We start from the raw sequence: 13371 nt of genomic DNA, 5'->3' as shown, positions 1-13371 counted from the left end.
CGCAGCGGCACAAGCGGCGGGCGTGGGTCTTCGCGGCTATATTTCCTGCGTCACCGATTGCCCGTTTGACGGACCTGTGAGGCCAGAGGCGGTGGCAAAACTCGCAGCCGCGCTGCGCAAATTGGCCCCGATGCCCCTGTCATTGGGCGATACGATTGGCGCGGGCCGGCCTGCGACCGTGGCGGCGATGCTGGATGCGGTGCTGGATGTTGCACCAGCGGCTGAACTGGCCGGACATTTTCATGATACCGGCGGCCAGGCGCTGGCCAATATCGCCACATCGCTGGACAAAGGACTGCGCGCCTTTGACAGCGCGGTCGGCGGCTTGGGCGGCTGCCCCTATGCCCCCGGCGCGCCCGGCAATGTCGCGACCGAGGCGTTGCTGGACATGCTGCATGCCGAAGGCTTCACCACCGGCGTCGATCCCGCCATCATCGGGCAGGCGGCAAGCATGGCAAGGAGGATGCGATGATCAATCTGAACGTGGATGCGCGCGGCGTGGCGCGGCTGACCCTCACGCGGGCTGAAAAACACAACGCGTTGTCGCAGGCGATGATCGATGATCTGACCGCGATGGCAGCAAGGATTGCGGCGGATCGCAGAATTCGCGTCGTAGTGCTGGCGGCAGAGGGGCCGACATTCTGCGCAGGCGGCGATCTGGGTTGGATGCGCGACCAGATGGCGGGTGATGACGCGCAACGGCGGGCGGCGGCGGGATCGCTGGCCGGGATGTTGCAGGCGCTGAATACTTTGCCACAGCCGTTGATCGGGCGAATCCACGGCAATGCCTTTGGTGGCGGCGTCGGGCTTGCCTGTGTCTGCGACGTGGCGATTGCCGCCAAAGGCGCGCGCTTTGGCCTGACCGAGACGCGGCTGGGGCTGATCCCCGCGACCATCGGCCCCTATGTGATCGCACGGATGGGCGCGGCGAGGGCGCGGCGCGTGTTCATGTCATCGCGGATATTTGACGCGGAAGAGGCGGCAGATCTGGACATTCTGGCACGGGTCGTTCCGGCAGAAACGCTTGATAGCGCCATCGCGGCCGAGGTGGAACCCTATCTGCACTGCGGTCCGCAGGCGGTGGCAGCCGCGAAAGCCTATGCCCGCAGCCTTGGCCCGGTGATTGATGACGCGACCATCGCGCGGTCCATCGACGCGCTGATCACCTCTTGGAGCGGGGCGGAGGCGGAGGAGGGGATTGCCGCCTTTTTTGCCAAACGTTTGCCACAATGGCCGGGTCTGGCGTAGGGGAATGGTCTTGATCCCGTCTCACTTCTGACCGAATTGCCGGGTCTTCTGGCGGGGCAGAAAGGATGCCCCATGCCCTTTGAATGGCCCAATGCGGAACAGATGACCTATCGTCTTTGGCGGTTGCGCAGGCTGTGGGCATTCTGTGCGCTGCTGCCCATGGTAGTGATCACTGCCGTCTGGCTGGCAGGGAATGGCCCTGTGCCGGTGCATTTTGCCAGCCTCGCGATTGTGGGGATCGCGGCGTTGGTGACTTTACATATCGTGCTGTTTCCCAATGTGGCGGATGAAACCATGGCGCTGTCGGCGGCATTGACCGGATTGGTGTGCGCCTTGCCCTTCCTGCGTGATCTGGGCGCGCTGGCCCCGGTAGAACATGCGCAATCCGCAATGGTACTCGGGGCACTCGCTGGGCTGATCGGCACCGGGCTGGCAATGGCCTTGCTTGCACCGCTGTTGAAACTGCTCAGCTTTGCGGGTCCGGTGATCCGGCGGCCGATCCATACGCAAATCGATCTGGCCTGTTCGGTATCGGTGGCGCGCCAGCAATATGCGCTGCAGCCGCAGACCAGACGGGGGCGCATCCTGACCGGGCAGGCCGATGCGCAGGGTTTGTTCGATGTGGCCATCTGTTCGGGCCATGAGATTGATCCTGATGCCGCCGAACAGCCGCTGGTGGCGCGAGTCACGGCCAAGATCCTGCAGTCCGGGCCGGACAGCCATGCCGTCATGCTGTTGCTGCCGTGTGGGTCGCTGAGCGTTTCGGCGTTCCGCTTTATCGCGCACCCGGGCGGCTGTCGCGTGCAGCTTTCCGAGATACCGGGCGATTTCACCCCCGGCATGTATCTGCATTACTGGCTGACCGACCAACAGGGCGACACGCTGACCGAAGTGGCCGACCGGATCACGGGACGGCCAGAGCGGGCCAATGGACTGGCGCATGGGGTGTCATTTCTGTCGCTGGCCGGGCTGGTTTTGTCGCCTTCCGAACCGGTGGCGGATCGCGCAAAATAGCCGATGCAAATGCGCAGTTGTGACAGCGCGGTTGGTTGACCCTTGACGGGCGCAGCGGTATGGAGCGTGTAGCCAACAAGGGGCGCGCTGTGTCGCGTGCCTTTTTGAAAGGAACACAGCTTGCCTGATCTTGTGTCTGACTATCTGCCGATCATGATTTTTCTGGGGCTGGCCATCGTGCTGGGCCTGATCCTGATCCTGGCCGCCGCGATTGTGGCCGTGCGCAACCCTGACCCCGAAAAAGTGTCCGCCTATGAATGCGGGTTCAATGCCTTCGATGATGCGCGGATGAAATTCGATGTGCGGTTCTATCTGGTCGCAATCCTGTTCATCATCTTTGATCTTGAGGTGGCGTTCCTGTTCCCATGGGCCGTGGCCTTTGGTGAAATCAGCATGACAGCCTTCTGGTCGATGATGGTGTTTCTGGTCGTGCTGACCATCGGCTTTGCTTACGAATGGAAGAAAGGGGCGCTCGAATGGGAGTGATGACCGGAACCGCCGTGGGTGCCGACAAGGAACATGGCGCGCAATTGCTGAATGCGGAATTGCAGGACAAGGGTTTCCTTGTGACCAGCACGGCCGATATCATCAACTGGGCGCGCACCGGGTCACTGCACTGGATGACCTTCGGTCTGGCCTGCTGTGCTGTGGAAATGATGCACACATCCATGCCGCGCTATGATCTGGAACGGTTCGGCACCGCCCCGCGCGCATCCCCGCGCCAGTCCGACCTGATGATCGTCGCAGGCACGCTGACCAACAAGATGGCACCGGCGCTGCGCAAGGTCTATGATCAGATGCCCGAACCGCGCTATGTGATCTCGATGGGGTCCTGTGCCAATGGCGGTGGCTATTACCACTACAGCTATTCCGTGGTGCGCGGCTGTGACCGGATCGTGCCGGTCGATATCTATGTCCCCGGCTGTCCGCCCACCGCAGAGGCGTTGCTATACGGCATCCTGCAATTGCAGCGTAAGATACGCCGCACCGGCACCATCACGCGCTGAAGGAACAGATCATGACCGAAGCCCTGCAAGAACTGGCCCTGCATCTGGAGATGAAGCGCACTGATTGCGTACAATCATGGGATATCGCCTTTGACGAATTGACGGTGACCGTGATGCCGTCGTCGTTGGTCAGCTTTGTGGAATTTCTCAAATCCGACGCCGCCTGCCAGTTTTCGTCGCTGGTCGATATCACGGCGGTGGATTACCCCAGCCGCGCCAAACGGTTCGACGTGATCTATCATTTCCTGAGCATGTATCAGAACCAGCGCATCCGTGTCCGGGTCGAGATCCGCGAAGAAGACATGATGCCATCGATCATCGGGGTACACCCTTCGGCCAATTGGTTTGAACGCGAAGTGTTCGATATGTTTGGCATCCTGTTTTCCGGCCATCCCGACCTGCGCCGCATCCTGACCGATTACGGGTTTCGCGGGCATCCCCTGCGCAAGGATTTCCCGACCACCGGCTATACCGAGGTCCGCTATGACGAGGTGCAAAAGCGCGTCATCTACGAACCCGTCAATCTGGTGCAGGAATACCGGCAGTTTGATTTCATGTCGCCATGGGAAGGCGCGCAATATGTGCTGCCCGGCGACGAGAAAAACGAAAAGAAAGCGCGCTGAATGCCGCAGCCGGTCCTTCTTTTCGGTGTGGGCGCGACCAAGGCCGGGACGTCATGGCTTTACCGCTATCTCAGCGCCCATCCCGACTGCGCCATGCCTGCGGTGAAAGAAGCGCATTATTGGGACAGTTTCACACAATCGGTGCAGGATCGGCAGATTACCCAGCTTCAGTCGCAGGTGAATGACCTGCAGACGACGAAGGCAGAAAAAGATGCGCAAGGCCCCGCATGGCAGACCCGCAAGATCGCACGGCGGATCGACGAGGTGACAGGGCTGATGAATGTCCTGCGCGGGGATCGTCGTGATGATCTCGCCTATCGCAAATGGCTGCTGAACGGGCGCGAGGATGCGCGCATCGTCGGCGATGTCACCCCCAGCTATAGCTTGCTGCCCGACGACATGCTGTCGCGAATGCTGCACCTGACCCCGACGACCAGGTTCATCTATCTGATCCGCGATCCACTGGACCGGCTCTGGTCGCATATCCGCATGATCGCGCATCGCCAGCAGCCCGATGTCGCGGATTTCACGAAAAAGGCGAATGCCGTCCTGTCCCGGACGCTGGACCGTGGGACCGATACCCCGACCTTTGCGCGCGGTGATTACAGGACGAATATTGCACGGCTGCGGCGCGTCATTCCACAGCATCGCCTTTTGGTGCAGTTCTTTGAGGATCTGTTCACACCTGCCGGGGCTGCGCGGCTTTGCGACTTTCTGGGGATCGCGCCGTTGGACAAGTTGCGCGACCGCGTGATCCATGGCGGCCAAAAGGCGGTGATGCAGGATGCGTTGCGCCCCAAAGCGCTGCAGATGTTAAGCGTACAATATGACTGGGTGGCGCAGAATGTCGGCCCTTTGCCGCAGCGGTGGCAAGATAATCAAGCGAGGATGACAGCATGATGGACGGTGATATTCCGATCAGCGCCTATGACGACGGATCCACTGACGCTGTGACCGGCGAACAGAAGATCCGCAATTTCAACATCAACTTTGGCCCGCAGCACCCTGCCGCGCACGGCGTGTTGCGTCTGGTGCTGGAACTGGACGGCGAAATCGTCGAACGCTGCGATCCGCATATCGGGCTGCTGCACCGTGGCACCGAAAAGCTGATGGAAAGCCGCACCTATCTGCAGAACCTGCCGTATTTCGACCGGCTGGATTACGTCGCCCCGATGAATCAGGAACATGCCTGGTGCCTGGCCATCGAGCGTCTGACCGGCACGGTGGTGCCACGACGGGCGCAATTGATCCGGGTGCTTTACTCCGAAATCGGGCGCATCCTGTCGCATCTGCTGAACGTGACCACACAGGCGATGGATGTGGGGGCGCTGACCCCGCCGCTCTGGGGGTTTGAAGAGCGCGAAAAGCTGATGGTGTTTTATGAACGTGCCTGTGGCGCACGGCTGCACGCGGCCTATTTCCGCCCCGGCGGCGTGCATCAGGACCTGCCGGATCGACTGGTCGAAGATATCGACGCCTGGGCTGTTACCTTTCCCAAGGTTCTGGACGATATCGACGGATTGCTGACCGAAAACCGCATCTTCAAGCAGCGTAACTGCGACATCGGCGTCGTGACCGAACAGGACATTCAGGACTGGGGCTTTTCGGGCATCATGGTGCGCGGATCGGGTCTGGCCTGGGATCTGCGCCGGTCGCAGCCCTATGAATGCTATGATGAATTCGAATTCCAGATCCCGGTCGGCAAGAACGGCGATTGCTATGACCGGTTCCTGTGCCGGATGGAGGAAATGCGCCAATCCGCCCATATCATCCGTCAGGCCTGCGAAAAGCTGCGTCATGAAAAGGGTGATGTAATGGCGCGCGGCAAGATGACCCCGCCGACACGCAGCGAGATGAAGACATCGATGGAATCGCTGATTCACCATTTCAAGCTTTACACCGAAGGGTTCCACGTCCCCGCCGGCGAGGTTTACGCCGCAGTCGAGGCACCAAAGGGTGAGTTCGGCGTCTATCTGGTCGCCGATGGCACCAACAAACCCTATCGCGCCAAACTGCGTGCGCCGGGTTATCTGCATTTGCAGGCGATGGATTATATCGCCTCCGGCCACCAGCTGGCCGATGTCGCGGCGATCATCGGGACGATGGATGTTGTGTTCGGGGAAATCGACAGATGACGATGGAACAGATCGTCATGGGCGCAGTTGTCGCGACAGGGTTCTTCCTGTCCGCCTTTGTGTCACGGATGTTTCGGCGGCCTGTTGCCGGTATCATCTTTGGCGGCGTGGCAGGGATTGCTTTGTCCGTCGCAGTGTTAAGCTATGGTCTGAGTGAAATCACTGGCCAAGGTATCGTGGTCGTCGAGGAATGAACCTGCGACCTGCTGCGGCATAATTTTGATAATTCAAAGGAAAAACCTATGATCCGCCACCTTCCGATCGTTGCTTTCGTCGCTCTTTCCGCCTGCGCCTATCCGATGGGGATGCCCGCACCGCAGGCGCAGCCCGCCGCGGTCGTCACGCCGCGCCCCGCCCCGCCGGCGCCTTCGGTCAACCCGGGATCATCCAAGGAACGGTTCATCAGTGCCGTCGCTGCGAATGGCTGTGAACTGACCGCTGCCAATACCTCTGCCGTGCTGGCAAGTGCGACCTTGTCGCAACAGGATATGGCCCGCATCATGACCGAGTTGCGCACCGAAGGGCGTGGCGAAATCGGACCAGACGGTCAATCGTTCCGGGTCACCACGGGCGCTTGCATCTGATGTCAATCGGCTTGCCCGCAATCGTGCTTGTGCTAATGGGTGGGCTGAACCCCGGCGGAATTTTTGCCGCCGCTTTGCTTGCGCTGACTAGTGGCGCTGTCATGATGACCGGGATGAACTGATGTTACGCCGCCTATACCACGAACAGCCAGCCACATTTGCCTTTACCGATGCCAATCTGGCCTGGGCCAAAGCGCAGATGAAAAAATTCCCCGAAGGCCGTCAGGCCTCGGCGATCATTCCGATCCTGTGGCGCGCACAGGAACAGGAAGGCTGGCTGACTCGCCCCGCGATCGAATATGTCGCCAATCTGCTGGACATGGCCTATATCCGCGCGCTGGAAGTGGCATCATTCTATTTCATGTTCCAGCTTCAGCCTGTGGGGTCGGTTGCGCATATTCAGGTCTGCGGCACGCTGTCGTGCATGATCTGCGGGGCAGAGGATCTGATCGGCGTCTGTAAGGACAAGATCGCGGACAAGGCCCATACCTTGTCCGCCGATGGCCGGTTTTCGTGGGAAGAGGTGGAATGCCTCGGGTCCTGCGCCAACGCGCCGATGGCCCAGATCGGCAAGGATTATTACGAGGATCTGACCGCCGCGCGTCTGGCCGAAATCATTGACGAGCTCGCCGCCGGCAAGGTGCCGGTCCCCGGCCCGCAGAACGGCCGTTTTGCGGCAGAACCCAAGGCGGGTCTGACCACGCTGAAGGATTTCACCACCGGCGAGGCGAAATATAACGCCAGCGCGCAGGCCGCTGTCGATCTCGGTGATACGATCAAACGCATCGACGGGACAGAGGTGCCCTTGCTGACCCCGTGGATCAAATCCGCCGAACAGCCTGCCGCGCCCAAGGCCACCAAACCCCGTAAAGACCCCAAACCCGCCGCAGATGCGCCCGCAGATGAAACCGGCGTAACCAAGCAGGAAGCGCAAGCGGATTCCAAGGCCAAGCCCGTGTCAAAACGCAACCCTGAACCGCCGGAAAACCTGACCGATACCACGCTTTCCGCCCCCGAAGGCGGCAAGGGTGATGATCTGAAGTTGATCACCGGGGTCGGGCCAAAAATGGAACGCCAGTTGAACGCATTGGGCATCTGGCATTATCACCAGATCGCCAACTGGTCCGAGGCCGATATCGCAGAGGTCGATGCCGAAATCAAAGCACGCGGCAGGATCAGCCGCGACAACTGGATCGGGCAGGCCGCTGCCTTGGCGCAAAAATCATCCTGACGCCTGATCGGGATGCATAATCTGCACGTGGTCGGGGCTGTCTTCGGGCTTTTGCACAAAAGATTTACCCAAAGACGTCATTTCAGGTAGATGTCATATGGGTCCGGTCGCAACATTCTGTCGCCCCCGGACCTGATAATGAAATGCAAGGTCGTCAACCGACCGCCTGAGGGGAGAAATGAGAGAATGAAAACGACGGCACCAATCTGGATGGGGATCGCAGCGATTGCCGGTCTTGTCTTTATCGTCGCCACCGGCGTGGCGCTTGTGCTTTATGACTTTTCGATCAGCGCGGCAGTCTTCATGGGCGTGATCTTCGGCGGCATCGCCGCGATCGCGCTTTATTTCGGCTGGCGACCGCCGTTGGAGCCTCTTGGAGAAAAGCAGGCGGATGCGACCACGGCGCCTGATCCGGTCGCGCCCCCGGTTGTCGCCCCTGCCATTGTGCCAGAGCCTGCGCCAACAGCGATTGCCGAACCAGAACCGGCACCAGAACCGGCACCGGAACCCATTGCCGAACCGACATCTGTCGCGACACCCGATCCGGTTGCTGTCACCCCTGCAACCCCTTCGGCATCGGGCAAGCCCCCCGTGCTGCCCGCGCCGCGTGCAGGCGGGGCTGACAACCTCAAACTGCTCCGGGGGTTGGGGCCGAAAATGGAACAGACGCTGAATGGTCACGGTATCTATCATTTCGACCAGATCGCTGCCTGGACCCCTGCAGAACAGGCCTGGATCGATGAAAACGTCGAAGGCGTGAAGGGCCGCGCCACACGCGATGGCTGGGTCGCACAGGCCAAGACACTGATCGCGGGCGTTGCAAATTAACCGGTGGCAGACGATATGACACAGCATGGCGACACCGCGCAGGCCAAAGCCGGGCAACGCATCGCGTTGACGGTGGCGGCGGTTGGTGTTCTGTGGGTGCTGGTCACCATCATCGGGCGCGAATACGACTGGTCCAACCGGACGCGGGCCTTATTTGACCTGGCAGCGCTTGGCGGTTTCGCCTTTGCGCTGTGGCAGACATTTCAACTCTGGCGCGCGCGCCGGAACGACAAGGGCGAAAGCTGATGCTCAAGGATAAAGACCGGATTTTCACCAACCTTTACGGGATGCATGACCGCAGTCTGAAGGGCGCGCAAAGCCGTGGCCATTGGGATGGGACTGCGGATATCATCGGGAAGGGTCGGGACTGGATCATCAATGAGATGAAAGCCTCTGGCCTGCGCGGGCGCGGCGGGGCAGGGTTTCCCACTGGTCTGAAATGGTCCTTCATGCCCAAGGAAAGCGACGGTCGCCCGGCCTATCTGGTGGTCAATGCCGACGAATCCGAACCCGGCACCTGCAAAGACCGCGAAATCATGCGCCACGATCCGCATACGCTGGTCGAAGGCTGCCTGATCGCGTCTTTCGCGATGAACGCCCATGCCTGCTATATCTACATCCGGGGCGAATATATTCGTGAGCGTGAGGCGCTGCAGGCCGCGATTGATGAGGCTTATGATGCCGGTCTGGTCGGCCCCAATGCCTGCAAATCCGGCTGGGATTTCGATATCTACCTGACCCATGGGGCAGGCGCCTATATCTGTGGGGAAGAAACCGCCTTGCTGGAAAGCCTCGAAGGCAAGAAGGGCATGCCACGGATGAAACCGCCATTCCCCGCCGGTGCCGGTCTGTATGGCTGCCCGACCACGGTGAACAACGTCGAATCCATCGCCGTGGTGCCGACGATCCTGCGCCGTGGCGGCGGCTGGTTTGCGGGCATGGGCCGTCCGAACAACGCGGGTACGAAATTGTTTGCGATTTCCGGCCACGTTAACAACCCGTGTGTGGTTGAAGAAGAGATGTCGATCCCGTTCGAGGAACTGATCGAAAAACATTGCGGCGGCATCCGTGGCGGCTGGAACAATCTCAAGGCCGTGATCCCAGGCGGGTCATCGGTGCCCTGCGTGCGCGGTGAAAACATGCGCGACGCGATCATGGATTTCGATGCGCTCAAGGAAAAAGGGTCCTCGCTCGGCACTGCGGCGGTGATCGTGATGGATAATTCCACCGATATGATCAAGGCGATCTGGCGCCTGTCGAAATTCTACAAACACGAAAGCTGCGGGCAGTGTACGCCCTGCCGCGAAGGCACCGGCTGGATGATGCGCGTCATGGCGCGTCTGGTCGAAGGCAATGCTGCAGTCGAGGAAATCGACATGCTGCTTGACGTGACCAAACAGGTCGAAGGTCACACGATCTGCGCGCTGGGGGATGCCGCCGCTTGGCCTATTCAGGGCCTGATCAAGAATTTCCGCGACGAGATCGAAGACCGGATCAAGCATAAACGCATCCCCGGCATCGCGGCAGAGTGATCCGGCGCGCCGCTGTAATTGCCGCCGGGCTGGTCCTTGCGGCCTGCGCCACGGGTGGCGGGCCGCAACGGGATTTGTCCGATCCTGCGGTCCGGCAATTGCTGCAATTGCCGGTCCCGCAGTATTTCGCGACGGTGGCTGTCGCGACGACGCTGACGCGCAACTGCCCGCGTTACCGTTTCGATGCGGAACTGGAATCCATGATCAACCAATCCCGTAACGCGGCAGGGCAGGGGTCGCTGGTGGCGGCAGCACAGCGCACCGGGATCGAACTTGAAACCGATGTGATGCAGCGCAGCTTTGCTGCCAAACACCGTGTCGATCTGCAAACGAGTGATCTTTGCCCTGCGGCGGATGCCGAAGCCTTGCAGAACTCTGCGCTCAGCGCGCTTCTTGTGGCCGTCTGACATCAGTCGCGGCGGATCGGCTAAAAAAGACCGATCACGGTGCCTTGATATTGAATAACGCTGCGATTGGCGCATTCTGCTGCCCAAGGGTGCCGTCCCGAGCGCCCATGCAAGAGGCAAGACAGAATGAAAAAAACAATCGCAGCCATGATGGTGATGCTGGCCGCCGTGGGGCTCGCCGGAAATTTGTCGGCGCAGGCCTCGTTGAAAGACGAACCCGCCGTGCGCAACGGGATCATTCAGGTCGGTATGGCCTATGAGATTTCGCGGCAATGCGGCGATATCCGCGCGCGCACCCTGCGCGGGATCGGCTATCTGCAATCCCTGCGCACCACCGCGCGCGATCTGGGTTATACCGATGCCGAGATCGATGCCTTTATCGATGACAAAGAGGAAAAGCGGCGTCTGGAAAATATGGCGCGCGCGCAATTGGCCGATCTGGGCGCGGTGGCGGGCGAACCTGACAGCTATTGCACCGTCGGCCATGCGCAAATTGCCGCAAATACACGCGTTGGCTGGCTCTTGCGCTGACCGCGCGGCATCTGTGACAAATTGCGGGGTTTTTTGCCAATCCCACTGGCATCATCGCCGCTTGCGCGCTAGAACGCGACCAACGCGCCGACCCTGCTTGCGGGTCGCGGCGCGACGGGAACAAGAAGGCACGCCATGTCTGATCTGCGCAAAGTCGTCATCGATGGAACCGAGGTAGAAGTTGACGGGGCGATGACCCTGATACAGGCCTGTGAACTCGCTGGCATCGAAATCCCCCGCTTTTGCTATCACGAACGGCTGTCCATTGCCGGCAATTGCCGCATGTGTCTGGTCGAGGTGGTGGGCGGCCCGCCGAAACCGGCAGCCTCCTGCGCGATGCAGGTCAAGGATCTGCGCCCTGGCCCCGAAGGTCAGCCGCCTGTCGTGAAAACAAACAGCCCGATGGTCAAAAAGGCCCGCGAGGGCGTGATGGAATTTCTGCTGATCAACCACCCGCTGGATTGTCCAATCTGCGATCAGGGCGGCGAATGCGATCTGCAGGATCAGGCGATGGCTTACGGCGTCGATTTTTCCCGCTACCGCGAACCTAAGCGCGCGACCGAGGATCTGAACCTTGGCCCGCTGGTCGAAACCCATATGACGCGCTGCATTTCCTGCACCCGCTGCGTGCGTTTCACGACCGAGGTCGCCGGCATTTCCCAGATGGGCCAGACCGGCCGTGGCGAAGATGCCGAAATAACTAGTTATTTAGGTGAAACGCTCGACAGCAATCTGCAGGGCAACATTATTGACCTGTGCCCTGTCGGTGCGCTGGTGTCGAAACCCTATGCCTTTACCGCGCGCCCGTGGGAATTGACCAAGACGGAATCCATCGACGTGATGGATGCGCTGGGGTCCAACATCCGCGTGGATACCAAAGGCCGCGAAGTCATGCGCTTTCTGCCGCGCAACCATGACGGCGTGAACGAGGAATGGATTTCCGATAAAACCCGGTTCGTCTGGGACGGTCTGCGCAGGCAGCGTCTGGACACGCCTTACATCCGCGAAAACGGCAAGCTGCGCAAAGCCACATGGCCAGAGGCATTGGCGGCTGCGGCAGCGGCGATGAAGGGCAAGAAGATCGCCGGTCTGGTCGGCGATCTGGCCCCGGTCGAGGCTGCTTTTGCCCTGAAACAACTGATCGAAGGGCAGGGCGGCAACGTCGAATGCCGCACCGACGGGGCGAAATTGCCAATTGGCAATCGGTCCGCCTATGTTGGCACGGCGGCGATTGAAGATATCGACAGCGCCCAGATGATCCAGCTGATCGGCACCAATCCACGGTTGGAAGCGCCTGTGCTGAACGCGCGTATTCGCAAGGCGTGGGCGCGCGGTGCCAATGTCGGGCTGATCGGGCAAGATGCGGATCTGACGTATGACGTGATCCATGTCGGCAGCGACCGTCAGGCGCTGGTCGATACCGCCGCCAAGGATATGGGGAAAGTCACCGAAATGGACAGCCTTGTCATCATCGGCATGGGTGCTTTGTGCGAGGCTGATGGCGAGGCGGTGCTGAGCCAGGCGATGATACTGGCCGATAAGACGAAATCCGGATTCCTTGTCCTGCACACCGCCGCTGGCCGTGTCGGCGCGATGGATGTCGGCGCTGTGACCGAAGGCGGCATCGATGCGGCGCTGGATGGGGCAGAGGTTGTCTATAACATGGGCGCCGATGAGATCGAGATCAAACCGGGCGCTTTTGTCATCTATCAGGGCAGCCACGGTGATTGTGGCGCACACCGCGCCGATATCATCCTGCCCGCCGCCGCCTATACCGAGGAAAGCGGGCTGTTCGTGAACACCGAAGGCCGGCCACAACTGGCCCTGCGCGCCAGTTTCCCACCGGGCGAGGCCAAGGAAAACTGGGCGATCCTGCGCGCGCTGTCGGCCGAATTGGGTGCGACATTGCCCTATGACAGCATGGCGCAATTGCGGCAGGCAATCGTCGCGGCGCACCCGCATCTGGGCCGGATTGACGAGGTTGCCGAAAACGACTGGCAGCCGCTGCCAGCCGCCAAACCCGGCAAGGCGGATTTTGTCGCTGCTGTCAGCGATTTCTACCTGACCAATCCGATTGCACGGGCCTCAAGCCTGATGGCCGAACTCAGCGCCAATGCCAAAGCGCGCAAATCACCGCCATTGGCTGCGGAATAAGGACGACGTGAATGGCTGATTTCTTCACCAATACCAACCTTGGCATCGTGCTGGTCATTCTGGGGCAAGGCCTGTTG

The 13371-nt window shown here is 60.5% G+C and carries 17 protein-coding genes and 1 pseudogene; all 18 read left to right on the top strand.

Features of this window, described 5'->3' with window-relative positions; translation table 11 throughout:
- Window positions 1–472, top strand: a pseudogene (locus ACK4TM_RS14505) (hydroxymethylglutaryl-CoA lyase); the annotation flags it as partial.
- On the top strand, window positions 469–1248 hold the full coding sequence (locus tag ACK4TM_RS14500; RefSeq protein ID WP_409702503.1) for a crotonase/enoyl-CoA hydratase family protein: 780 nt from the start codon (window positions 469–471) through the stop codon (window positions 1246–1248). The pseudogene ACK4TM_RS14505 and the gene ACK4TM_RS14500, both read left to right, overlap by 4 nt.
- A 72-nt stretch (window positions 1249–1320) precedes the next feature.
- The gene (locus ACK4TM_RS14495) at window positions 1321–2262 is read left to right on the top strand and encodes a hypothetical protein (RefSeq protein ID WP_409702501.1); all 942 of its coding nucleotides are present in this window, start codon (window positions 1321–1323) and stop codon (window positions 2260–2262) included.
- 153 nt (window positions 2263–2415) lie between these two features.
- Window positions 2416–2748: an NADH-quinone oxidoreductase subunit A gene (locus ACK4TM_RS14490; RefSeq protein WP_409702505.1), complete on the top strand. Its 333-nt coding sequence runs from the start codon at window positions 2416–2418 to the stop codon at window positions 2746–2748.
- Window positions 2739–3269 carry a NuoB/complex I 20 kDa subunit family protein gene (locus ACK4TM_RS14485; protein ID WP_409702499.1) on the top strand — a complete coding sequence of 177 codons (531 nt, stop codon included), beginning with the start codon at window positions 2739–2741 and terminating at the stop codon, window positions 3267–3269. Before ACK4TM_RS14490 ends, ACK4TM_RS14485 begins: the two co-directional genes overlap by 10 nt.
- A gap of 11 nt (window positions 3270–3280) precedes the next feature.
- Window positions 3281–3892: an NADH-quinone oxidoreductase subunit C gene (locus ACK4TM_RS14480; protein ID WP_409702497.1), complete on the top strand. Its 612-nt coding sequence runs from the start codon at window positions 3281–3283 to the stop codon at window positions 3890–3892.
- Window positions 3893–4792, top strand: a complete 900-nt coding sequence (locus tag ACK4TM_RS14475) for a sulfotransferase family protein (protein WP_409702494.1) — start codon at window positions 3893–3895, stop codon at window positions 4790–4792. It begins immediately after the preceding gene.
- Window positions 4789–6027 carry an NADH-quinone oxidoreductase subunit D gene (locus tag ACK4TM_RS14470; protein WP_409702492.1) on the top strand — a complete coding sequence of 413 codons (1239 nt, stop codon included), beginning with the start codon at window positions 4789–4791 and terminating at the stop codon, window positions 6025–6027. The genes ACK4TM_RS14475 and ACK4TM_RS14470 overlap by 4 nt, the downstream gene beginning before the upstream one ends.
- Before the next feature lie 2 nt (window positions 6028–6029).
- Window positions 6030–6221 carry a hypothetical protein gene (locus tag ACK4TM_RS14465; protein WP_409702490.1) on the top strand — a complete coding sequence of 64 codons (192 nt, stop codon included), beginning with the start codon at window positions 6030–6032 and terminating at the stop codon, window positions 6219–6221.
- A 48-nt stretch (window positions 6222–6269) separates the two neighbouring features.
- Window positions 6270–6611: a hypothetical protein gene (locus tag ACK4TM_RS14460; protein ID WP_409702488.1), complete on the top strand. Its 342-nt coding sequence runs from the start codon at window positions 6270–6272 to the stop codon at window positions 6609–6611.
- A complete protein-coding gene (locus tag ACK4TM_RS14455; protein ID WP_409702486.1) occupies window positions 6611–6733 on the top strand; it encodes a hypothetical protein in 123 nt (40 codons plus the stop codon). Before ACK4TM_RS14460 ends, ACK4TM_RS14455 begins: the two co-directional genes overlap by 1 nt.
- Window positions 6733–7842, top strand: a complete 1110-nt coding sequence (locus ACK4TM_RS14450) for an NADH-quinone oxidoreductase subunit E (protein WP_409702484.1) — start codon at window positions 6733–6735, stop codon at window positions 7840–7842. Before ACK4TM_RS14455 ends, ACK4TM_RS14450 begins: the two co-directional genes overlap by 1 nt.
- Before the next feature lie 186 nt (window positions 7843–8028).
- A complete protein-coding gene (locus tag ACK4TM_RS14445; protein ID WP_409702482.1) occupies window positions 8029–8670 on the top strand; it encodes an NADH:ubiquinone oxidoreductase in 642 nt (213 codons plus the stop codon).
- 15 nt (window positions 8671–8685) lie between these two features.
- Window positions 8686–8916: a DUF5337 domain-containing protein gene (locus ACK4TM_RS14440; RefSeq protein ID WP_409702480.1), complete on the top strand. Its 231-nt coding sequence runs from the start codon at window positions 8686–8688 to the stop codon at window positions 8914–8916.
- The gene (gene nuoF, locus ACK4TM_RS14435; protein WP_409702478.1) at window positions 8916–10202 is read left to right on the top strand and encodes an NADH-quinone oxidoreductase subunit NuoF; all 1287 of its coding nucleotides are present in this window, start codon (window positions 8916–8918) and stop codon (window positions 10200–10202) included. Before ACK4TM_RS14440 ends, nuoF begins: the two co-directional genes overlap by 1 nt.
- A complete protein-coding gene (locus tag ACK4TM_RS14430) occupies window positions 10199–10609 on the top strand; it encodes a hypothetical protein (RefSeq protein ID WP_409702476.1) in 411 nt (136 codons plus the stop codon). Before nuoF ends, ACK4TM_RS14430 begins: the two co-directional genes overlap by 4 nt.
- 126 nt (window positions 10610–10735) lie before the next feature.
- Window positions 10736–11140 carry a DUF5333 domain-containing protein gene (locus ACK4TM_RS14425; protein WP_409702474.1) on the top strand — a complete coding sequence of 135 codons (405 nt, stop codon included), beginning with the start codon at window positions 10736–10738 and terminating at the stop codon, window positions 11138–11140.
- Window positions 11141–11275: 135 nt separating this feature from the next.
- Window positions 11276–13294 (top strand): NADH-quinone oxidoreductase subunit NuoG, encoded by a 2019-nt coding sequence (gene nuoG / locus ACK4TM_RS14420; protein ID WP_409702472.1) that lies wholly within the window; start codon window positions 11276–11278, stop codon window positions 13292–13294.
- Window positions 13295–13371: the final 77 nt, after the last annotated feature.

The organism is Yoonia sp. (genome assembly GCF_046292185.1).
GTDB lineage: Bacteria > Pseudomonadota > Alphaproteobacteria > Rhodobacterales > Rhodobacteraceae > Yoonia.
The sequence above is the reverse complement of the archived record's forward strand: the minus strand, read 5'-3'. Positions and strand labels throughout refer to the sequence as shown.